We start from the raw sequence: 21325 nt of genomic DNA, 5'->3' as shown, positions 1-21325 counted from the left end.
CCTAGCGACCCAGGCCGGCGTCGCGGGCGCGGATGATGGCTTCGGCGCGGTCGGCGACATGCAGCTTGGCGAAGATGTTCGACACGTTGTTGCGGACCGTTTTCGGCGACAGGTAGAGCTCGGCGGCGATCTGGGCGTTGGAGCGGCCGGCCGCGACCAGGGCGAGGATCTCGTGCTCGCGCGCGGTCAACTGCGGGAACGGACTGCCAGGCGTCGCGGCCGGGGCGGCCGAGAAGAACTCCGCGACCCGGCGGGCGATGGCCGGCCCGAAGATCGCCTCGCCCTGCGCCACCGCGGTGATCGCGCGGACGATCTCGGCCTGGTTCGCGCCCTTCAGCAGGTAGCCGCGGGCCCCGGCGCGCATCGCGGCGAACAGGGTCTGGTCCTCCTCGGCCATCGTGAGTACGACGATGCCGATGTGCGGACTGTCCGCGGTGATCGCCCGGGTCGCCTCGATCCCGTCCAGCCGTGGCATCTGCACGTCCATCACCACGACATCGGGCTGCAGTTCGCGCGCCCGGTCCACAGCCTCCACGCCGTCGGCCGCCGTACCGACGACCTCGACGCCGTCCAGCGAACCGAGCAACGCGGCCAGCCCGTCGCGGTAGACGGGATGGTCGTCGGCGAGCAGCACCCGCACCGGCTCAGCCACGAACAACCTCCGGTACGGCGTCCAGCGGCAAGGTCACCCGGACCACGGTGCCACCGCTGGCCGGACACGTGACACTGCAGACTCCCCCGAGCTCGGCGGCCCGTTCCCGCACCGACAGCATTCCCACGCCCGCCGTCACCTCCGCACCGATCCCGACTCCGTCATCACTCACCGACAACTCCAGCGCCGTCCCGTCGACCCGCAGCGCGATGTCGCACCGGCTCGCTTCGGCGTGCCTGGCAACGTTCGTCAACGCCTCCGACGCGATCCGGTACGCCGCGACCTCCACACCGGCCGGCAACGGGCCTAGCGCATCCGCGTCGACCGACACAGCCAGCCCACCCAGGCGGAAGCGCTCTGCCTGCTGCTCGATCGCCCGCACCAGCCCGAGCTCGTCCAGCGACGGCGGACGCAGGTCGTAGACGAGTCGCCGTACGTCGGCCAGCGCGGCAGCCACCTCGGTCGTCGCCTGGTCGAGCATCCGATCAGCCTCCTCCGGTGCGGACTTCGCCAGGTTCCGGGCGGTCTCGATCCGCAGCGCGACCGCACCGAGGCTCGGGCCCAGGCTGTCGTGCAGATCGCGACGCAGCCGGCGGCGCTCCTCCTCGCGGGCGGCGACCAGGCGGCTCCGGCCCTGCTGGAGCTCGGTGCTCAACTCGCTGGCCCGCGCGGCGGCCGCCGCCTGCCTGACCAGATCACCCAACAGCTGCTGGTCCCGCTCGGACAACGCCGTGCCGCCGCCGGGACAGAACACCAGGCGCCCGACCGGCTCACCGCGATAACCGACCGGCAGCGCGTGTGTCGGTCCAGAGGCTCGACCGTGCTCGACGATCGCGAGCCTGCCGCCAGACCGCTCGATCTCGACGCGCACGTACGGCAACCGGAACGCCTCGGCCACCGTGCGGGCGACCGCGCGGAGCTGCTCGTCCGGGTCAGCGGCGGATTCGAGTCGCTCGGCCAGGGTGGACATCGTGGCGTACGGGTCCTCGCGTGAGCCCCGGACGAGGCGCCGTACCCATCGCCAGAGCCGGCTTCGCAGCGGTGCGTAGACCACGGCAACGACCGCGATCGCGACCAGCGCGGCGTCCCGCTCGCCGAGCACTCCGCCGGCGACCGCGAACACGGCCAGGTCGACGCCGACCACGAGCACCGCGAGGACGCCGTACAGGAACGTCGCCGAGAGCAACCGATCCACGTCGTACAGGCGGTGCTTGGTGACCGCGACGACGATCGCGGCCGAGGTGAGCGCGATCGCCAGGCCGAACATGATCGCCGGGACGGCCGGCGGGTTCTCGAACGGGACGAGCAGCACGATCATGGCGACCAGCGCCGCCCACATCAGCCAGCGGATCTGCGCCCGCCGCTCCCGCGCCGCCGTCCGGTAGCGGTGCACGGTGACCGCGAACGGTACGACGAGGCTCACGAGCACAGCCGGGTAGGCGACCCGCAGCAGCGGCTCCCAGACGCCGTACGGCAGGTCGATGCTGAACGGGTCCAGCGACAGCCGGGTGATCTCAGGTGGCAGCGCTGCGTTGTGGTAGCGCTGCATGGCCTCCATCGGCACGACCAGCAGCAGGAGCGGCAGCAGCACGGTCAGCGCGAGGCTCACGATCGACAGCCAGCGCCAGAGCCGCGCGGTGGGCAGCCTGCCGTCCGGGAACAGCAGGATGAGCAACGGCAACCCGAGCAGCAGGAACGCACCGAGGCGGGAGTAGAACCAGTACGCCGCCGACGCGCCGGGCAGCCCTGGCGACGTGTAGATGGCGTACGTCGCCCAGCTCGAGGCGAACCCGTCGACGATCCAGAACAGGCCGGAGCCGGTCAGGATCCAGGCGATCGGGTGCCGCGGGAGGCGCTGCAGGAGCAGCAGGCCGGGCACGAGCTGCGCGAGCCCGGACAGGGCGGCGGTCCAGCCCTCGTCCAGCTCGGCCGCGGGCGGAGCGTCGGCGTTCCGGACGTCGAGCGCCACCGTGGCAGCGACCAGCAGGAGCGCGGCTGCCCCGAGTACAGCCGGCCCCCATCCCCTCCGTGCGTCCTCCCCCACCGCTGCATTGTCACCCAGAGTGTGTCCCGCCGTCGCGGGTCAGCTGTCCCGTCGCGACTCGGGACACCGCCGGGGACCCCAGGCCCTGCCGCCCGGGTCGGCCGGCCCCGAAGACTCGGTGCCAAGACAAACCTCAGGGGGAGGAACTGCAATGACTACCACGCCTGCCAGGGCTCGCACCGACGTAGCACTGACGCTGGATGGGAGCTTGGGCACGACAACCGGTCCGGCGGCACACACGATCCGGCGACTGGGTCTGGGACTGACCGCGGGGACGCTCACGTGGGCCGCGAGCATCTTCGCGTTCAGCACGGTGAACGACGGGGTGCCCGAGCGGATCGGGGACCTGACCGGGCTGGCGTTCCAGCTGGGTGTGTTCTGCCTGCTGGCGATCCAGTTCAGGACCCGGGCCACCGGGCTGTCCCGCGGGTCCGTCGTACTGCTGAAGGTCGAGGCGGTGATCCTCGGGATCGCCAGCGTCTGGTCGCTGCTCCACGGGGTGCTGCCGGAGCCGCACCAGGACGCGGCCTGGCTGGTGCCGCTGGACATCTGCTGGCCGCTGTCGATGCTCGGGATGGCCGTGATCGCGGTGAAGATCGCGTTCGCCGGCCGCTGGCGCGGCCTGCTGCGCTGGTGGCCGCTGGTCGCCGAGAGCTGGGCCGTCGTGACGGTCCCGTCGATGATCGTGTTCGGCGACCAGGCGTCGCGCTGGATCGGCGGCACGCACCTGCTGATCGGCTACGCAACCCTCGGCGTCCTGCTCGCCTCGAAGCCGCACCTCGTCGTACCGAAGTGAACCGAAAGGGGTGCCACCCGTCAAAGGTGGCACCCCCTTCAGCTGTCGTGATCTCAGACGCGGACTGCGCCGCCGGGTGGGCCGGTGACTGCGGGAGCTTCCTCGTCGACGTCGACGACCGCGCCGCTGAACTGAGCGTTGTAGAGCCGGGCGTAGGCACCGTTCGCCTCGAGGAGCTCCTGGTGATTGCCCTGCTCGACGATCGCGCCGTCCTCCATGACCAGGATCAGGTCGGCGTCGCGGATGGTCGACAGGCGGTGCGCGATCACGAAGCTCGTCCGGTCCGATCGCAGGGCGGCCATCGCCCGCTGCACCAGCACCTCGGTGCGGGTGTCGACCGAGCTCGTCGCCTCGTCCAGGATCAGCAGCTGCGGGTCGGCCAGGAACGCCCGGGCGATGGTGAGCAACTGCTTCTCACCGGCGCTGACGTTGCTGCCCTCCTCGTCGATCACCGTGTCGTACCCGTCCGGGAGGCTGTGCACGAACCGGTCGACGTACGTCGCCTTGGCGGCAGCGAGCATGTCCTCCTCGGTCGCGTTCAGGTTGCCGTACAGCAGGTTGTCCCGGATCGTGCCGCCGAACAGCCAGGTGTCCTGCAGCACCATGCCGATCCGCGACCGCAGGTCGTGCCGGGTCAGCTCGGTGATGTCGACGCCGTCCAGAGTGATCCGGCCGCCGTTGAGCTCGTAGAACCGCATGATCAGGTTGACCAGCGTGGTCTTGCCGGCCCCGGTCGGGCCGACGATCGCGACCGTCTGGCCGGGTTCGGCGACCAGGCTCAGGTCGGTGATCAGCGGCTTGTCCGGGTCGTACGAGAACGACACGTGCTCGAACTCGACCCGGCCGCGGGCGTCGGTGACCTTCTCCGGCGTCGCGTCGTCCGGCACCTGCTCCTTCGCGTCCAGCACCTCGAAGACCCGCTCGGCCGAGGCGACCCCGGACTGCAGCAGGTTCGCCATCGACGCCACCTGGGTGAGCGGCTGGGTGAACTGGCGCGAGTACTGGATGAACGCCTGCACGTCACCCAGCGACATCGTGCCGGAGGCGACCCGCAGACCGCCGACCACCGCGATCACCACGTAGTTCACGTTCCCGATGAACATCATCAGCGGCATGATCAGGCCGGAGATGAACTGCGCGCCGAACGCGGCCTGGTACAGCTCCTCGTTCTTCTTCGCGAAGTCCGCCTCGATCTCCTTCTGCCGGCCGAACACCTTCACCAGCTCGTGCCCGGTGAACGCCTCCTCGATCTGACCGTTCAGCGCGCCGGTGTGCCGCCACTGCGCCACGAACCGGGTCTGCGACCGTTTCGCGATCGCCGCGGTCACGATCATCGAGATCGGGATCGTGACGAGCGCGATCAGGGCCAGCAGCGGCGAGACCACGAACATCATCGTCACCACGCCGATCACGGTCAGCAGCGAGGTGAGCAGCTGGCTCAGCGTCTGCTGCAGGCTGGTCGAGATGTTGTCGATGTCGTTGGTCACCCGGCTCAGCAGCTCACCGCGCGGCGCGCCGTCGAAGTAGCTCAGCGGCAGCCGGTTGAGCTTGTCCTCCACCTCGGACCGCAGGTCGAAGATGGTGTGCTGGACGATGCCGTTCAGGATGTAGCCCTGCATCCAGGACAGCACGAACGACCCGGCGTACAGGCACAGCACCAGCAGCAGCACGTTGCGCAGGGCGTCGAAGTCGATGCCGACACCCGGGATCAGGTCGATCCCCTGCAGCAGGTCGGCGAGCCGGCCGTTGCCGGAGGCCCGGGTCTGCTCGATCACCTGCTCCTTGCTCACGCCGCTCGGCAGCCCCTTGCCGATCGCGCCGGCGAAGATGATGTCGGTCGCCCGGCCGAGGATCTTCGGGCCGAGCACCGACAGCGTGACGCTGCCGATCGCGAGCAGGATGACGCCGAACACCTGGGTCCGGTGCGGGCGCAGCCGCGCCAGCAGCCGCTTCGCCGACGGGAGGAAGTCCATCGACTTGTCCCCCGGGATCCCGCCGGGCGGCCCGAACGCCCGCCCGGTGGTCGGCCGCTCGGTCGCCTTGACCGTGGCCGGCCCCTGGCCGTTGGGCGACGGCGGCGGTGTCTTGTTCTCCTCGCTCATGCCGCCTCCTCCGCGGAACGCTGGGACTCGACGATCTCGACGTACGTCGGGCAACTCTCGAGCAACTCGTCATGCGTGCCCTTGCCGACGATCGCGCCGTCCTCGATCACCACGATCTGGTCGGCGTCGACGATCGTGGACACGCGTTGCGCCACGATCACCACGCAGGCGTCAGCGGTGATCGGTCGCAGCGCCGCCCGCAGCCGGGCGTCGGTGGCCAGGTCGAGCGCCGAGAACGAGTCGTCGAACAGGTAGATCTCCGGTTTGCGGACCAGCGCGCGGGCGATCGCGAGCCGCTGCCGCTGACCGCCGGACACGTTCGTGCCGCCCTGCGCGATCGGCGCGTCCAGCCCCTCCGGCATCGCCTCGACGAAGTCCTTGCCCTGGGCAATCTCCAGCGCGGCCCAGAGCTCCTCGTCGGTGGCGTCCGGATTGCCGTAGCGCAGGTTGCTGGCGACCGTCCCGGAGAACAGGTACGGGCGTTGTGGCACCAGGCCGATCCGCTCCCACAAGGCCTCCGGCTCGATGTCGCGGACATCGATTCCATCCACCAGCACCCGGCCCGCGGTCGCGTCGAACAACCGGGGAACCAGCGACAGCAGCGTCGTCTTGCCGGCGCCGGTGCTGCCGATGACCGCGGTCGTCTGGCCCGGCGAGGCGACGAAGCTGATGTCGCGCAGCACCGGCTCGGCCGCGCCCGGGTACTGGAACGAGGCGTTCTCGAACACCAGCTGCCCGCGGCCGGTGAAGGTGCGGATCGGGGTCACCGGCGGCCGCACCGAGGTCTCGGTGTCGAGCACCTCGCCGATCCGGTCCGCGCACACCGAAGCGCGCGGCACCATGATCATCACGAACGTCGCCATCATCACCGAGAACAGGATCTGGATCAGGTAGCTCAGGAACGCGGTCAGCGCGCCGACCTCCATCGACCCGTTCTCGACCCGGGAGGCGCCGAACCACAGCACCGCGATGCTGGACAGGTTCAGGATCAGCATCACCACCGGGAAGACCAGCGCCATCAGCCGGCCGGCCTTGATCGCGGTGTCGGTGAGGTTCTCGTTCGCCTCGCCGAACCGCTCCACCTCGTGCGGCTCGCGGACGAACGCGCGCACCACCCGGATCCCGGTGATCTGCTCGCGCAGCACCCGGTTCACGCCGTCGACGTTCTTCTGCATCCGGCGGAACTGCGGGACCATCCGGCTGGCGATGAAGCCGACCGACACCGCCAGCAACGGCACGGCCACCGCCACCAGCCAGGACAGGCCGACGTCCTCGCGGACCGCCATCACCACGCCGCCGACCATCGTGATCGGCGCCGCCACCAGCAGCGTGCAGGTGGTGACCACCAGCATCTGGATCTGGGTGACGTCGTTGGTGCTGCGGGAGATCAGCGTCGGCGCCCCGAACTGGTTCACCTCACGGGCGGAGAATTCCCCGACCCGGTGGAACACCGCGGCGCGCAGGTCCCGGCCCAGCAGGGCGGCGGTCTTCGCGCCGAAGTAGACGGCGAGCACCGTGCAGATGATCTGCACCAGGCTGACGCCGAGCATCCAGCCGCCGGTCTCCATGATGTAGCCGGTGTCGCCCTTGGCCACGCCGTTGTCGATGATGTCGGCGTTCAGGCTGGGCAGGTAGAGGGAGGCGATCGTCCCGATCAGCTGCAGGACGACCACCATGGTCAGGTTTCCCGCGTACGGCCGCAGCTGCGTACGCAAGATTCGCAATAACATCAGGCATCCCCAGAGTCGTTGGTGCGAGGACCGTCGAGGGCGAGCTCGGCGGCCTCACGGGCGGCCGGCCGGCCGCTGTCGCGCTGCCGGAGACCGTCGAGGGCGAAGTCGACGATCTCCTCGGCGGACAGCACCGTGCCGCCCGAAATCATTGGGTGGGTGGCCGAGAAGGTGATCAGCCCGATCCGGCGGACCACCTCCTCGGGCGGGAAGCGCAACTGGTCCGCGTCCGGCCGGAGCAGGTCGGCGAAGGCCAGGTTGGCCAGGTCGGACTGCCGCTTGCGGCGAGCCTCGTCGAACGCCGTGCTCTTGAAGTCCGGCGGGCGCCGCATCCGCAGCGCGAACATCAGCTTGAAGACACCGCGCAGCCGGTTCTGGCCGATCTCGACGGCGGCGACCATCCGCTCCCGCAGCGGCAGCGAGCGGTCGACCTGCTCCAGCGCGGTGATCAGGTCGGAGCTGTCGAACGCGGTCGCCATCGCGGCATCGATGAGCGCGTCCTTGCTGCCGAAGGCGCGGAAGATCGTGCCTTCGGCGATCCCGGCCGCCTCGGCGATCTGCTTGGTGCTCACGTCCAGGCCGAACTCCTCGAGCAGCGGCAGCGCGGCCTTGACGATGGCCGCGCGTCGCTCGTCCGGTGGCAGGGGCGTCGCTCGTGGTGTCACGCGTTCGAGGCTAACTGAGTGAGTACTCACTCACAACTACGATTCACCCTTTCGGGCCAGACCGGTTCGCCACCAGCGCGGACACGCCGTCCAGGAGCCTGGCGAGACCGTATTCGAACGCATGATCGGAGTCGTACGGGGCCTCGAACTCATTCCCGACCGCGGTCCCGACCCGCGACGCGAGCGGGAACTTCTGCGCGTCGCCGATCTTGTCCAGGTGCGGGACGTGCGCCAGCCACCACTCCTTGTCGGTCATCCCCGAGCGCTGGATCACCTGCCGCGCCTCCACAGCCGTCCGTACGGCGCCGTGCACGTACCCGTTGACCAGCGCGACCGTGTCGTCCATCTCGATGTCGGTCAGGCCGATCCCCTCGACGGCGGACAGCTCGTACTCGTACTTCGCCATCACCTGCGGGCCGAGCGGCGGCCGGCTGATCGCGACCTGGAGCAGCCACGGGTGGCGCAGGTACAGCTCGCGGTTCGCCCGGGCGACCTCGTCGAGCTTGGCCCGCCAGTCCCCGTCCACGGTGCGTCGCGGCAGTTCGCCGTACACGGTGTCGAGCATGACGTCGAGGAGCTCGGCCTTGCCCGGGAAGTAGCGGTACAGCGTCATCGCGCCGACGCCGAGCTCGTCGGCGACCCGGCGCATCGACATGCCGCCGATCCCCTCGGCGTCGGCGATCCGCAGCGCGGCCTCGACGATGCCCTCGACGGTCAGCGCCGGCTTGGGTCCGCGGGTCGGCTGCGGGCGGCGGCGCCAGAGCAGCTCCAGGCTCTTCGCGGGGTCGCCGCTGCCGCTGTACTCGGTATTCATGTGCGCGATTCCGTCGGGGTGGCTAGAGTGGACCGGTTACTTCGTACAGTGTACTCAGTTAGGACCTGGTTTGACCTCAAGAATTGTTGAGGTTCTAGCGTCGGAAACTGTCGGTGGTCCGCGGGATCATCGGCCCTTCCTGGACAACCGAGCTGCCGGAGTGTCGCCGTGAGTATGGAAATGACCGCGTGGACGTCGATGTACCACGCGATGCACCGACAGGACGAGAAGCGGCCCTTCTCGCGCGCGACGCTGAAACGGATCCTCGCGTTCGCGCGGCCGCACCGGCGCGCCCTGGTCCTCTTCCTTCTGCTGAGCGTCGGCGCCGCGATCCTCGCCGTCGCCACGCCGGTGCTGGCCGGGCAGGTGGTCGACGCGATCGTCGGCGGGAAGGCGATCAGCACGGTGCTGTGGCTCGCCGTCCTGATCGCGATCATCGCCGTCGCCGAGGCCGGGCTGGGCCTGCTGACCCGCTGGCTGTCGGCGCGGATCGGCGAGGGGCTGATCCTCGACCTGCGGACGGCGGTGTTCGACCACATCCAGCGGATGCCGATCGCCTTCTTCACCCGCACGCGGACGGGCGCGCTGGTGTCGCGGCTCAACAACGACGTGATCGGCGCGCAGCGTGCGTTCAGCGACACGCTCTCGGGTGTGGTCAGCAACCTCGTGATGCTGGTGCTGACGCTGGTCGTGATGCTGCGGGTGTCGTGGCAGATCACGCTGCTCGCGCTGGTGATCCTGCCGATCTTCGTCATCCCGGCACGCCGGATCGGGAACCGGCTGGCCGCGCTGGAGCGTGAAGCGGCGAACTACAACGCCACGATGAGCACGCAGATGACCGAGCGGTTCTCGGCACCGGGCGCCACGCTGGTCAAGCTGTTCGGCCGGCCGGCGCGGGAGTCGGCGGAGTTCGCGATCAGGGCGCGGCGGGTGCGGGACATCGGCGTGCGGACGGCGATGGTGCAGTGGGTGTTCGTGACCTCGCTGACGCTGGTGTCGGCGCTCGCGCTGGCCGTGGTCTACGGGCTGGGCGGGTTCTACGCGTTGCGCGACCAGCTCGACGCGGGCGCCGTGGTGTCGATGGCACTGCTCCTGACCCGGTTGTACTCGCCGCTGACCGCGCTGGCGAGTGCCCGGCTCGAGGTGATGACCGCGCTGGTCAGCTTCGAGCGGGTCTTCGAGGTGCTCGACCTGGAGCCGCTGATCAAGGACAAGCCGGACGCCGGGAAGGTGCCTTCGGGTCCGGTGGCGGTCGAGTTCTCGCACGTACACTTCGCGTACCCGTCGGCGGACAAGGTCTCGCTGGCGTCGCTCGAGGAGGTCGCGAAGCTCGACACCCGCGGCGGGGTCGAGGTGCTGCACGACGTGTCGTTCCGCGCCGAGCCGGGTCAGATGGTCGCGCTCGTCGGCTCGTCCGGCGCCGGCAAGTCGACGATCGCCCAGCTCATTCCGCGCCTGTACGACGTGGACTCCGGGTCGGTGAAGCTGGCGGGCGTCGACGTACGGGACGTGAGCGCGGAGTCGTTGCGGGACACGCTCGGCATGGTGACGCAGGACGGGCACCTGTTCCACGACAGCATCCGGGAGAACCTGCTGCTCGCGCGGCCGGAGGCTGCGGAGGACGAGCTGTGGGATGCGTTGACGCGGGCGCGGTTGGGTGAGCTGATCAGGTCGTTGCCGGATCAGCTGGACACGGTGGTCGGCGAGCGCGGGTACCGGCTGTCCGGTGGTGAGCGGCAGCGGTTGACGATCGCCCGGCTCCTGCTGGCGCAGCCGCGGGTTGTGATTCTCGACGAGGCGACCGCGGCGCTGGACTCGACCAACGAGGCTGCTGTGCAGGCGGCGCTCACCGAGGCGCTGGAAGGCCGGACCGCGGTGGTCATCGCGCACCGGCTGTCGACGATCCGGGCCGCGGACCAGATCCTCGTGATCGAGGCCGGGCGGATCGTCGAGCAGGGCACGCACACGGAGCTGCTGGCCGCGGGCGGTCGGTACGAAGAGCTGTACCGCACGCAGTTCGACCAGCCGGGCGCCGGTCCCACCGACGCGGAGGTGCTCAAGGTCTGAGGTATGGCGAGATCCGGTGCCAGGGTGTTGTGAGCTAGGAGGGTGTTGGGGTTGGCGGTAGCGGGGCAGCAGGAGCTGGCGGGTTGTGCGGTGGTCTTCAAACCTGCCGACCCACCACGAGAAGGCCGAGTGTGCTTCTGGGACCCGGACGGCGGTGATCTCCCCCTCGGCGTCGGCGAGCAGACCCACCTCCAACTGGTCGTCGACTCCGAGTTGCGCTCGGTCCGCGCGATCGAGCTCCCGGTCGCCGAGGCGGTGCCGTTGCTCGGCCGTGCCCGGCAGACACCCGGCGCACACTCCTCAGCAACCTTCTGGGGCGCCGCGTCCCTGGCCGCCCTCCAACTGGTCGCCCGCGGCAAACTGCTCCCCGGCGTCTCCCCCGCCGGCCACGACGCCTGGCGAGTAGGCCCCCTGGACACCACAGACATCAACCGAGTCCTCTCGTTGGCCGAGGCAATGCCCCCAACCGCCCGAGCCCTCCCCCTGGTAACAGTTGGGCAGCCGCGGCTGCCGGTGGCTGAGGATTTGGTGCGGAGCTTCCTCGACGCCGTCGCGGATGGGATGCCTCGGTCGCCTGCTGCTGCGAGGGCTCACCGGACTGACCTTTTCACCAGCACGAGACCCCAGCGGGTTGAGCGGTTGCGGGGGTGGGCTGATGAAGTGGCGGTGGGGCTGGACAGTGGGGTCCGGATCTCGTTGCGGGTCGAGTTGCCGGAGACGATGGCGTTTCGGGCGGTTGTGCAACTGCACAGCTTGCAGGATCCGACGTTGGTGCGGGATGCGGATGACGTCTGGGCGCAGGACGTGGCCGGGTTCGGGCCGCGGGCTCGGATCGACGCGACGCTGGCGATTCGGCGGGCCGGGCGGGTGTGGGCGCCGTTGGGCCGGCTGCTGGAGTCCGCCGTACCGGATCGGATGGAGTTGTCCGACGAAGAGGTCGCCGACCTGCTCGCGGGCGGTGCTCAGCGGCTGGCCGCGGCTGGCGTCGACCTGCATTGGCCGCGCAGTCTCGGCCGGGCGCTCACCGCACGCGCGGCGATCACGTCGTCGGACGGCCCACCGAGCGACCTGCCGAGCTTCTTCGGCGGCGACGCGACCCTCGACTTCAGCTGGCAGGTTGCGCTCGGCAACGATCCGCTGACCGAGGCCGAGATGGACCAGCTCGCCGAGGCGACCCGCCCGGTGGTCCGGTTGCGCGACCAGTGGATGCTGATCGACCCCGACCTGGCCAGTAAGGCTCGCGAGCGCATCCTCAAACCGGTCACGGCGATCGACGCCCTGAGCGCCGCGCTCACCGGAAGCACCGAGGTCGACGGCCGCCAGATCGCGGTGAAGCCGGCCCAATGGCTCGAGGAGCTCCGCGCCAGGATCGCCGACCCCGATCGCGCGGACGAGCTCATCGAACCGCCCACCAGCCTGCAAGCCACCCTGCGCGACTACCAGTTGCGCGGCCTCCGCTGGCTGGCCCGGATGACCTCGCTCGGCCTCGGCGGATGCCTGGCCGACGACATGGGTCTGGGCAAGACCATCACCCTCATCTCACTCCACCTCCACCGCCAGGCCTCCCCCGACACCGCCGGCCCGACGCTCGTCGTCTGCCCAGCCTCGCTGCTCGGCAACTGGGAGCGCGAGGTCCAGCGGTTCGCCCCAGGCACACCGGTACGCCGCTTCCACGGATCGGCGCGATCCCTCGACGGCGCCGACGACGGCTTCGTGCTGACGACGTACGGCACCTTGCGGCGGGACGCCGTACGGCTGGCCGCTCATCGATGGGCGCTGGTCGTCGCGGACGAGGCGCAACACGTGAAGAACCCATCGTCCAGTACGGCGAAGGCGCTGCGGACCGTGCCGTCGCAGGCACGAGTGGCCCTGACCGGTACGCCGGTGGAGAACAACCTCTCCGAGTTGTGGGCGATCCTCGACTGGACCACGCCCGGGCTGCTCGGGCGGCTCGGCACCTTCCGGAACCAGTGGGCCACGCCGATCGAAGCCGACAAGGACGAGGAGGTCGCCGAGCGGCTGGCCAAGCTGGTCCGCCCGTTCCTGCTCCGGCGGCGCAAGTCCGACCCGGGGATCGCGCCGGAGCTGCCGCCGAAGACCGAGACGGATCAGCCGGTGTCGCTGACCCGCGAGCAGGCGGTGTTGTACGAGGCAACGGTTCGCGAGCTGATGACCGAGGTGAAGGCCAGCGACCGGATGGCGCGGCGCGGGCTGATCGTGAAGCTGCTGACCGGCCTGAAGCAGATCTGCAACCACCCGGCGCAGTACCTGAAGGAGGGCGACGACGCCCGGCTCACCGGCCGCTCGGGCAAGCTCGAGCTGCTCGACGAGTTGCTCGAGACGATCGTGGCCGAGGACGGCGCCGTCCTCGTCTTCACGCAGTACGTCGCGATGGCGAGACTGCTCGAGCGGCACCTGGCCGACCGTGGCATCGGCACCCAGTTGCTGCACGGCGGGACGCCGGTGCCGAAGCGGGAGGAGATGGTCGAGCGGTTCCAGGCGGGCGACGTACCGGTGTTCCTGCTGTCGCTGAAGGCGGCCGGGACGGGTCTCAACCTGACCCGGGCCGATCATGTCGTGCACTACGACCGCTGGTGGAATCCGGCGGTCGAGGACCAGGCGACCGACCGGGCGTACCGGATCGGTCAGACCAAACCGGTCCAGGTGCACCGGTTGATTGCCGAGGGCACCATCGAGGACCGGATCGCGGCGATGCTGGCGAGCAAGCGCGAGCTGGCCGAGGCAGTCCTCGCCGGTGGTGAGGCGGCGCTGACCGAGCTGTCCGATGCCGAGCTGGCCGACCTGGTCGAGCTGCGCGGGGGGCTGCGATGACTGAGGCACGAGGTTTTCCGGCGTTCGAGGCGCAGCGGCGGAGCACGCGCGGGCGGTCGTGGTGGGCGCGGGCATGGGTGCAGGCGCTGGAGGACACGTCGCTGGACTCGGATCAGCTGCGGAAGGGCCGGCGGTACGCGAACTCCGGGCAGGTCGGGACGATCACGGTCAGCCCGGGGCGGATCGCGGCGACGGTCTACTCCCCCGAGGACACCTACGAGGCTGTCGTGACGGTCGACGAGTTGAGCGCGGACGAGTGGAGCCGCTTCCTCGACCAGGTCGCCGAACGCGCCGGCCACATCGCGGCGTTGCTGGACGGTGAGATGCCGCACGACCTGGTCCATGCGGCTGCTGATGCCGGTGTGCGGCTGCTGCCGGGTATTGGTGATCTCGACTGGAGTTGTACGTGCGACGGCTGGGAGCTCCCGTGCCAGCACGCCGCCGGCCTCTCTTACCAGGTCGCCTGGCTCCTCGACTCCGACCCCTTCGTCCTGCTCCTCCTCCGCGGCCGCTCCCGCGAAGCCCTCCTGGACCAACTCCAGAGCCGGCAACTCCGGGGCGGCGAGGATGAACCAGTCGCGGACGGTGAGCCGACCGCTGAGGCGCGCGGGGGCGGTCTCCGAGAGCCAGCCGGGGCGGCGGTTGCCGACGTGTTGTCTGCGCCGGTTGCCGAGTTGCCTGAGGTGCCTGAGTTGCCGGGCAAGGTGACGGTGGATGAGTTGGCGGTGAGTGGGATCGAGCCGCCGGAGGGGCTCTCGCCGGGCACGCTGTCGCTGCTGGTGCTCGACGCTTCGCGGCGGGCGCGGGCGGTGCTCAACGCGCTGCTGCACGGGACGCAGGAGCCGCAAATGCTCGACGAGTGGCAGGACGGCGTGCGGCTTGCGGCCGACTTCCCCGAGCTCGCCGAAGCGCTCGCCGACGAGAAACTTGCGCTGGGCATCCAAGCCTGGCGGTACGGCGGCGCGCCCGGCCTCGACGTACTCGAACACACCTGGTCACCGGATCCGGCCGACCTGGCCCGCGCACGCACCGAGCTCACCGCCGCGGAATTCACGGTCGACATCCGAGACAACCGGATCACCGTCGGCACGGACACCCAACTCCGCCTGGACCACCACGGTCGCTGGCACCCGTACCGCAAGGTCGGCGACACCTGGACCCCGACCGCACCGGCGACCACCGACCCGCTCGCCGCGCTGGCGGATTGGTAAAACCACGTGCACACCACGGGCTCGACCGGTTAACTTGGGCCCCGGCTTCGGAACACAGAGGAGGTGGGTTGATGACCGCGTCAGCGGGCGCTGTCGCCTGGGCGGCAGCCATTCCGGTCATCCAACTCACCTAGGGTCCCGCGCGGCGGGACCCCTTGCCCGAAAGGGATTCCGTTGTCCTTCATGTGGAAGACCCGCGCCGAGACGAACGCGGACATCGAGACCATCCGGGAGCTGACCCGGCAGGCGTTCGGACGGCAGTTCGAGGTCGATTTCCTCGACGCGTTGCGGGCCGACCCGGTCGCCTGGATCGACGGGCTGTCGTTCGTCGCGACCGACGACGACCAGCCGGTCGCCCACGCGCTGCTCACCCGTTGCAACGTCGGCGACACACCGGTCCTGTCACTCGGGCCGGTGGCAGTGCTGCCGCCGTACCAGCGTCGGGGTGCCGGCAGCGCGGCCGTCCGAGCAGCACTCGACACGGCGCGTGAGCGCGGTGAGCAGGCCGTGGTCGTGCTCGGGCACGCCGAGTACTACCCGCGGTTCGGCTTCCGGCAGGCCACCGAGTTCGGCATCCACCACCCCGAGTTCGACGGGCCGAACCTGATGGCGCTCGCACTCACCGGCACCCCGATCCCTGCCGGCGATCTCCGCTACCCGGTCAACGCCTGAGGCCAGGCCGCCGGGCGTGCTCCAGCGCCCGGCGGCCCGCTGGCGGTCGGCACTTGAACGTTCACAACGCAGTACGGCGGGGACTCGTAAAAGATTCACACAAACTCGCCGTTTCACTTGCGCACCTGCCTTGTATACATGAAACAGTCGACGAGACCGCCTACTCAGGAGCACGTGATGACTACTCGCCGACTTCTGTCCTTACTGAACCGCTCCAGCTGGAGCCGTGGCTCGCGGTACACCGGAGCGGCAGTCGGGGTGATCGCCCTGGCCCTGATCGGGACCGCCTGCTCCCCCGTCGAGCCGGCCGGGAGCGACTCGGAGGGCAGCGCGCAGCCGTCCACCGGGCAGGACGTCTTCGGCGACCCCGCGGACCCCGCACAGGTGAAGCCGGGCGGCACGCTGACCGTCGCCCTGTCCGCCGACCCGGACAAGCTGGACCCGACGCTGTCGCGCAGCCTGTACTCGCGCTACGTCTTCCACACCATGTGCGAGAAGCTGTACGACCTCGGCCCGGACGCGAAGATCGTGCCGCAGCTCGCCACCGCGCTGCCGACCATCTCCCCCGACGGCCTCAGCCTCACCATCCCGCTCAAGCAGGGCGTGAAGTTCGCCGACGGCGGCACGATGGACTCGACCGCGGTGAAGGTCTCGATCGAGCGCGGCCTCACGCTGGCCGGCTCCGGCCGCAAGAGCGAGCTCGGACCGATCGACAAGGTCGAGACGCCGGACCCGAACACCGTGGTGATCAAGCTGTCCAAGCCGTTCGCGCCGCTCACCGCCGCGCTGGCCGACCGGGCCGGCATGGTGCTCAGCCCGGCCGCGGTGTCCAAGCTGGGCGCCAACTTCTCCACCGCGCCGGTCTGCGCCGGCCCGTTCAAGTTCGCCAGCCGGGTCGCGCAGAACTCGATCAAGGTGGTCAAGGACCCGCTGTACTACGACGCCGCGAAGGTGCACCTGGACGCGATCGAGTACCGGATCATCACCGACTCGAGCATCCGCTCGGCGAACCTGAAGTCCGGTGACGCCCAGGTCGCCGACTCGCTGTCGACCCAGGACGCGCCGTCCCTGCAGCAGGACAGCAGCATGACCGTGCTGCAGTCGCAGTCGCTCGGCTACCAGGGCCTGACGGTCAACATCGCGAACGCGAACGGCATCGGGAACCCGCTCAAGCAGCTCGACACCCCGATCGCCAAGGAGCCGAAGGTCCGGCAGGCGCTCGCGCTGTCGATCGACCGCGAGGCGCTGGTGAAGTCGATCTTCAACGGCCTCAACACGGTCGCCTGCTCACCGGTCTCGCCGAAGAGCGAGTTCAGCTCCGACGCGGCCCAGGTCTGCCCGCCGCACGACCCCGCGAAGGCGAAGCAACTGCTGTCCGAGGCCGGCGTCGGCACGCCGTACAAGGTCACGATGATCACCTCGAACAACCCCGACAGCCTGCGGCTCGCGCAGGCGCTGCAGGCGATGGTCAAGGAGGGTGGGTTCGACCTGGTGATCAAGCCGGTCGAGTACGCCTCGCTGCTCGACCAGCAGGACCGCGGTGACTTCGAGCTGCTCCAGCTCGGCTGGTCCGGCCGGGTCGACCCGGACGCGAACATCTACAACTTCGTCGGGTCCGAGGGCAGCCAGAACGTGGCCGGCTACAGCAACCCCGAGATCGACAAGCTGCTCACCGACGCCCGCCAGTCGACCGACAAGGCCGAGCGGATCAAGCTGTACGGCGACGTCGTCAACAAGCTGCAGCAGGACGACCCGCTGATCTACATGTACCGCCAGCGCAACCTGACCGGCGTCTCGAAGAAGGTCCTCGGCATCCAGGTCTACCCCGACGGTGTGCTCCGGGCAGCCTTCGCAGGGTTCGCCAAGTGAATCGGTACCTTCTCGGCCGGTTGTGGCAGTCGATCGTCACGTTGATCCTGGCAACGATCGTGGTGTTCGCCGGCGTCCGCGCGCTGCCGGGTGACCCGGCCCTCGCCCTGGCCGGCGAGGACCGGGACCCGGAGTCGCTGCGGGCGATCCGGGAGCAGTACGGGCTGGACGACTCGATGCTGGTGCAGTTCTGGCAGTTCGTCAGCCACGCCGCGCGCGGGGACCTCGGTCAGTCGATCCGCACCGGCGAGTCGGTCACCACGATGATCGCGAGCGCCCTGCCGGTGACGATCGAGCTGTCCGTCCTGGCGATCCTGATCGCCAGCGTGATCGGGGTCGGCGCCGGTGTCGTCGCCGCCGTACGACGGGGCCGCCCGGCGGAGTGGGCCGCGAACGCGCTCGCCCTGCTCGGCCTGTCGGTGCCGAACTTCTGGCTCGGCCTGATGGCGATCCTCTACCTGTCCGTCGCGCTCGGCCTGTTCCCGGCGTCCGGGTTCGTGCCGTTCTTCACCAACCCGATCGACAACCTGCACCACCTGGTCCTGCCGGCGCTGATCCTCGGCACCGGCCTGGCCGCGGTGATCATGCGCCAGACCCGGTCGTCGATGCTGGACGCGCTCAGCGCCGACTACATCCGTACGGCGGAGGCGAAAGGCCTCTCGCCGCGCGCGGTGATCGGCCGGCACGCCCTGCGCAACAGCCTGATCGTGGTGATCACGATCGTCGGCCTGCAACTCGGCGCGCTCATCTCCGGCGCCGTGGTGACCGAGCGGATCTTCGCGCTGCCCGGTTTCGGCAAGCTGACCGTGGACGCCGTCTTCCAGCGCGACTACCCGGTGATCCAGGCCGTCGTGCTGGTGACCGCGACGGCGTACATCCTGATCAACCTGCTCGTCGACCTGCTGTACTCGGTGATCGACCCGCGGATCCGGGTCCGGGGTGATGCCTGATGGCCATCACCGATGTCACCGTCACCGCCGGCACACCGCTGCGCAGCAACCGGCGCCGAGTGGTACGGCGGATGCTCCGCAACCCGCTCGCGATCACCGGCCTCGTCGTCCTCGGGATCGCCGTGATCCTCGCGGTGTTCGCACCGTGGCTCGCACCACACGGGCCGACGCAGACCCAGCTCGACCGCGCGTTCGCACCACCCGGAACCGCCGGCTACATCCTCGGCACGGACGACCTCGGCCGGGACGTGCTGGCGCGGATCATGTACGGACTGCGGGCGTCGCTGCACGTCGGCGTGCTCGCGGTCGCCACGTCGCTGGTGGTCGGCGTGCCACTGGGGTTGATGGCCGGGTACTTCCGGGCGATCGACGCACTGATCTCGCGGTTCACCGACCTAGTGCTCGCGTTCCCGTTCCTGATCCTCGCGGTCGGTCTGGCCGCGATCCGCGGCGCCAGCCTCGGCAACGCGGCGATCGCGATCGGCATCGCCCAGATCCCCGGGGTGATCCGGATCGTCCGGTCCGAGACGCTGCGGCTCAAGTCGCTCGACTTCGTCGCCGCCGCGATCGTCGAGGGCGCCGGGGACCTGTGGGTGCTGGGCCGGCACATCCTGCCGAACGCCGCCTCGGTCATCATCGTCCAGGCCACGGTCGCGATCCCGGCCGCGATCCTCGGCGAGGCGGTGCTGTCCTTCCTCGGCCTCGGCATCCAGCCGCCGGCGCCGAGCCTGGGCACGATGCTGTCCGACGCCCAGCAGTTCGCGGCCCGTGCCCCCTGGGCCGCGGTGATGCCCGGCCTCGCGATCATGCTGCTGACGCTGGCGTTCAACATCGTCGGCGACAGCCTGCGCGACGCGCTCGACCCGAAAGCGAGCCGCCGATGAGCGAACGACCACTGCGGACGGTTCTCGAGGTCAACGACCTCTCCGTCACGTTCCGGACCGAGGACGGCACGTTGTCGGCCGTCGACCGGGCCGGCTTCCAGGTCGGCGAGAGCGAGGTGCTCGCCGTGGTCGGCGAGTCCGGCTGCGGCAAGAGCGTCACCGCGATGAGCCTGGCCGGCCTGCTCCCCCGGACGGCCACGGTCGAGGGGTCGGTCAAGCTGGACGGCGTCGAGCTGATCGGCGCCGACAAGCGGACCCTGCGCTCGATCCGCGGTCGCGAAGTGGCGTACATCTTCCAGGAGCCGATGACGTCGCTGAACCCGGTCTTCACCGTCGGCCACCAGATCGGCGAGGTCCTGCGGACCCATATCGGTCTCAGCCGGCAGGCCGCCCGGGCCCGGTCGATCGAGTTGCTCAAGCTGGTCGGGATCCCGTCCGCCGAGCGTCGGATCGGCGACTACCCGCACCAGCTGTCCGGCGGCATGCGGCAGCGCGTGATGATCGCGATGGCGGTTGCCTGTGATCCCAAGGTGCTGATCGCCGACGAGCCGACCACCGCCCTCGACGTCACGATCCAGGCAGGCATCCTCGACGTACTGCGGGAACTGCGCGAGCGGCTCGGGACCAGCATCGTGCTGATCACGCACGACCTGGGCGTCGTCGCGGACCTGGCCGACCGGGTCGCCGTGATGTACGCCGGCCGGGTCGTCGAGACCGCGGAGGTGCACGAGCTGTTCGCCCACCCGCAGCACCCGTACACAGCCGGCCTCCTCGGCGCGTCACCGGCCGCCGGCCGGCACGCCGAGACCCACCGCCTCAACGAGATCCCTGGCCTGGTGCCGGTCCTGTCCGAGCAGCCGGACGCCTGCACCTTCGCCGACCGCTGCCCAAGAACAGTCGACACGTGTACGGCGTCCCAACCCCAACTCACACCTGGTCAGCACCGAGTGGCCTGCTGGAACCCGGTCCGAGAGCCCGCGGAGGTGGTGTCATGACCGATTTCGCACTCGAGGTCGAGGATCTCGTCATGCACTTCGGCCCGGTCCGCGCTGTCGACGGCGTCACACTGCGGATCCGGCAGGGATCCGTGGTCGCGTTGGTCGGTGAGAGCGGGTCGGGCAAGTCCACGGTCGGCCGGTGCATCGTTCGCCTGCTCGAACCAACCGGCGGGACCGTGAGGCTCGCTGGTGAGGACATCACGCACCTCAACCGTCGGCAGTTGCGTCCGCACCGGCGCGATGTGTCCATCGTCTTCCAGGACCCGGCCGGCTCACTCGACCCGCGGTTGTCGGTCGGCGACATCGTCGGCGAGCCGCTGCGTCTCATGCGTCGCAAGGACATCCCGGCAAAGGTCTCCGAGTCGCTGCGCCGAGTCGGGCTCCGGCCGGAGGTCGCACAGCGTTCCCCACACGAGTTGTCCGGCGGTCAGCGGCAGCGCGTGAGCATTGCGCGTGCACTGATCTCAGAGCCGCGGCTGCTCGTGGCGGACGAGCCGACAAGTGCGCTGGACGTGTCAGTGCAGGCCGCAGTACTCAATCTGCTGGCCGACCTGCAGCGGGACCTCGGCTTCGCCTGTCTCTTCATCACGCACGACCTGTCAGCGGTGGAGTACCTGGCCGACGAGGTCGCGGTGATGTATCTGGGTCAGCTGGTCGAGCATGGCCCGCGGGCCCGCATCTTCGGTGCGCCCTCCCACCCCTACACCCAGGCTCTGCTCTCGGCGGCGCCCGTACCCAACCCGGCGGAGCAGCGGGCGCGCAAGCCGGTGCTGCTCGGTGACGACCTGCCCTCGGCGATCGACCCGCCACCCGGGTGCCGCTTCCACACCAGGTGCCCGGTCGCGATCGACACATGCCGGACAGTCGTTCCGGAGCAGCGCGTGATCGGAGAAGGTGGACATCAGGTCGCCTGTCACCTGGTCCGCGACGACGGCACCGGCCCCGACGTACGCACAGTAGGAGGAGTTACTCGATGACAGTATGGATGCCACGCCTCCGGCGCGGCGGGTCATGGGGCTGGAACTCCCGGCCTTCCCTC

16 protein-coding genes are annotated in these 21325 nt (G+C 69.8%); 10 read left to right on the top strand and 6 right to left on the bottom strand.

Annotation, left to right across the window (positions count from 1 at the left end; translation table 11 throughout):
* Position 1: 1 nt before the first annotated feature.
* Both ACWCOV_RS05515 and ACWCOV_RS05510 read right to left on the bottom strand, forming a co-directional pair.
* On the bottom strand, positions 2-652 hold the full coding sequence (locus ACWCOV_RS05515; RefSeq protein ID WP_449828011.1) for a response regulator: 651 nt from the start codon (positions 650-652) through the stop codon (positions 2-4).
* Positions 645-2696: a histidine kinase gene (locus ACWCOV_RS05510; protein ID WP_449828010.1), complete on the bottom strand. Its 2052-nt coding sequence runs from the start codon at positions 2694-2696 to the stop codon at positions 645-647. Before ACWCOV_RS05510 ends, ACWCOV_RS05515 begins: the two co-directional genes overlap by 8 nt.
* Before the next feature lie 151 nt (positions 2697-2847).
* Here ACWCOV_RS05510 and ACWCOV_RS05505 point away from each other — a divergent pair, with 151 nt between their 5' ends.
* Positions 2848-3492 carry a hypothetical protein gene (locus tag ACWCOV_RS05505; RefSeq protein ID WP_449828009.1) on the top strand — a complete coding sequence of 215 codons (645 nt, stop codon included), beginning with the start codon at positions 2848-2850 and terminating at the stop codon, positions 3490-3492.
* Positions 3493-3545: 53 nt separating this feature from the next.
* On the opposite strand, the gene ACWCOV_RS05500 is transcribed toward ACWCOV_RS05505, so the two are convergent.
* The 4 genes from ACWCOV_RS05500 to ACWCOV_RS05485 are packed head-to-tail and all read right to left on the bottom strand — an operon-like array spanning position 3546 to position 8803.
* Positions 3546-5594 (bottom strand): ABC transporter ATP-binding protein, encoded by a 2049-nt coding sequence (locus tag ACWCOV_RS05500; protein WP_449828008.1) that lies wholly within the window; start codon positions 5592-5594, stop codon positions 3546-3548.
* A complete protein-coding gene (locus tag ACWCOV_RS05495) occupies positions 5591-7324 on the bottom strand; it encodes an ABC transporter ATP-binding protein (RefSeq protein ID WP_449828007.1) in 1734 nt (577 codons plus the stop codon). Before ACWCOV_RS05495 ends, ACWCOV_RS05500 begins: the two co-directional genes overlap by 4 nt.
* Entirely contained in the window at positions 7324-7989 is a 666-nt protein-coding gene (locus ACWCOV_RS05490; RefSeq protein ID WP_449828006.1) for a TetR/AcrR family transcriptional regulator, read from the bottom strand. The genes ACWCOV_RS05495 and ACWCOV_RS05490 overlap by 1 nt, the downstream gene beginning before the upstream one ends.
* A gap of 43 nt (positions 7990-8032) precedes the next feature.
* Positions 8033-8803, bottom strand: a complete 771-nt coding sequence (locus tag ACWCOV_RS05485; protein ID WP_449828005.1) for a TetR/AcrR family transcriptional regulator — start codon at positions 8801-8803, stop codon at positions 8033-8035.
* Positions 8804-8983: 180 nt separating this feature from the next.
* Between ACWCOV_RS05485 and ACWCOV_RS05480 the strand changes: the two genes are divergently transcribed.
* From ACWCOV_RS05480 to ACWCOV_RS05440, 9 genes are all read left to right on the top strand, one after another.
* Complete coding sequence (locus ACWCOV_RS05480) at positions 8984-10870, top strand: ABC transporter ATP-binding protein (RefSeq protein ID WP_449828204.1); 1887 nt, start codon at positions 8984-8986, stop codon at positions 10868-10870.
* 456 nt (positions 10871-11326) lie between these two features.
* A complete protein-coding gene (locus tag ACWCOV_RS05475) occupies positions 11327-13702 on the top strand; it encodes a DEAD/DEAH box helicase (RefSeq protein ID WP_449828203.1) in 2376 nt (791 codons plus the stop codon).
* Entirely contained in the window at positions 13699-14913 is a 1215-nt protein-coding gene (locus ACWCOV_RS05470; protein WP_449828004.1) for an SWIM zinc finger family protein, read from the top strand. Before ACWCOV_RS05475 ends, ACWCOV_RS05470 begins: the two co-directional genes overlap by 4 nt.
* 183 nt (positions 14914-15096) lie before the next feature.
* The gene (locus ACWCOV_RS05465) at positions 15097-15585 is read left to right on the top strand and encodes a GNAT family N-acetyltransferase (RefSeq protein ID WP_449828003.1); all 489 of its coding nucleotides are present in this window, start codon (positions 15097-15099) and stop codon (positions 15583-15585) included.
* Between the two features lie 177 nt (positions 15586-15762).
* Positions 15763-17454, top strand: coding sequence for an ABC transporter substrate-binding protein (locus ACWCOV_RS05460; protein WP_449828002.1), 1692 nt, complete (start codon positions 15763-15765; stop codon positions 17452-17454).
* The gene (locus ACWCOV_RS05455) at positions 17451-18404 is read left to right on the top strand and encodes an ABC transporter permease (protein WP_449828001.1); all 954 of its coding nucleotides are present in this window, start codon (positions 17451-17453) and stop codon (positions 18402-18404) included. The genes ACWCOV_RS05460 and ACWCOV_RS05455 overlap by 4 nt, the downstream gene beginning before the upstream one ends.
* Positions 18404-19288 (top strand): ABC transporter permease, encoded by an 885-nt coding sequence (locus ACWCOV_RS05450; RefSeq protein ID WP_449828000.1) that lies wholly within the window; start codon positions 18404-18406, stop codon positions 19286-19288. Before ACWCOV_RS05455 ends, ACWCOV_RS05450 begins: the two co-directional genes overlap by 1 nt.
* Complete coding sequence (locus ACWCOV_RS05445; protein ID WP_449827999.1) at positions 19285-20283, top strand: ABC transporter ATP-binding protein; 999 nt, start codon at positions 19285-19287, stop codon at positions 20281-20283. Before ACWCOV_RS05450 ends, ACWCOV_RS05445 begins: the two co-directional genes overlap by 4 nt.
* On the top strand, positions 20280-21263 hold the full coding sequence (locus tag ACWCOV_RS05440; RefSeq protein WP_449827998.1) for an ABC transporter ATP-binding protein: 984 nt from the start codon (positions 20280-20282) through the stop codon (positions 21261-21263). Before ACWCOV_RS05445 ends, ACWCOV_RS05440 begins: the two co-directional genes overlap by 4 nt.
* The last annotated feature ends 62 nt before the right edge of the window (positions 21264-21325 follow it).

The sequence above is a fragment of the Kribbella sp. NPDC002412 genome (assembly GCF_053592935.1).
The sequence above is the reverse complement of the archived record's forward strand: the minus strand, read 5'-3'. Positions and strand labels throughout refer to the sequence as shown.

Excerpts from the sequence above, each read along its gene's own strand:
- ACWCOV_RS05505 (WP_449828009.1), top strand. The coding sequence starts at position 2,848 with ATGACTACCACGCCTGCCAGGGCTCGCACCGACGTAGCACTGACGCTG.
- ACWCOV_RS05445 (WP_449827999.1), top strand. The coding sequence starts at position 19,285 with ATGAGCGAACGACCACTGCGGACGGTTCTCGAGGTCAACGACCTCTCC.
- ACWCOV_RS05480 (WP_449828204.1), top strand. The coding sequence starts at position 8,984 with ATGACCGCGTGGACGTCGATGTACCACGCGATGCACCGACAGGACGAG.
- ACWCOV_RS05495 (WP_449828007.1), bottom strand. The coding sequence starts at position 7,324 with ATGTTATTGCGAATCTTGCGTACGCAGCTGCGGCCGTACGCGGGAAAC.
- ACWCOV_RS05460 (WP_449828002.1), top strand. The coding sequence starts at position 15,763 with ATGACTACTCGCCGACTTCTGTCCTTACTGAACCGCTCCAGCTGGAGC.
- ACWCOV_RS05450 (WP_449828000.1), top strand. The coding sequence starts at position 18,404 with ATGGCCATCACCGATGTCACCGTCACCGCCGGCACACCGCTGCGCAGC.
- ACWCOV_RS05500 (WP_449828008.1), bottom strand. The coding sequence starts at position 5,594 with ATGAGCGAGGAGAACAAGACACCGCCGCCGTCGCCCAACGGCCAGGGG.
- ACWCOV_RS05475 (WP_449828203.1), top strand. The coding sequence starts at position 11,327 with ATGCCCCCAACCGCCCGAGCCCTCCCCCTGGTAACAGTTGGGCAGCCG.
- ACWCOV_RS05440 (WP_449827998.1), top strand. The coding sequence starts at position 20,280 with ATGACCGATTTCGCACTCGAGGTCGAGGATCTCGTCATGCACTTCGGC.
- ACWCOV_RS05485 (WP_449828005.1), bottom strand. The coding sequence starts at position 8,803 with ATGAATACCGAGTACAGCGGCAGCGGCGACCCCGCGAAGAGCCTGGAG.
- ACWCOV_RS05465 (WP_449828003.1), top strand. The coding sequence starts at position 15,097 with ATGTGGAAGACCCGCGCCGAGACGAACGCGGACATCGAGACCATCCGG.
- ACWCOV_RS05470 (WP_449828004.1), top strand. The coding sequence starts at position 13,699 with ATGACTGAGGCACGAGGTTTTCCGGCGTTCGAGGCGCAGCGGCGGAGC.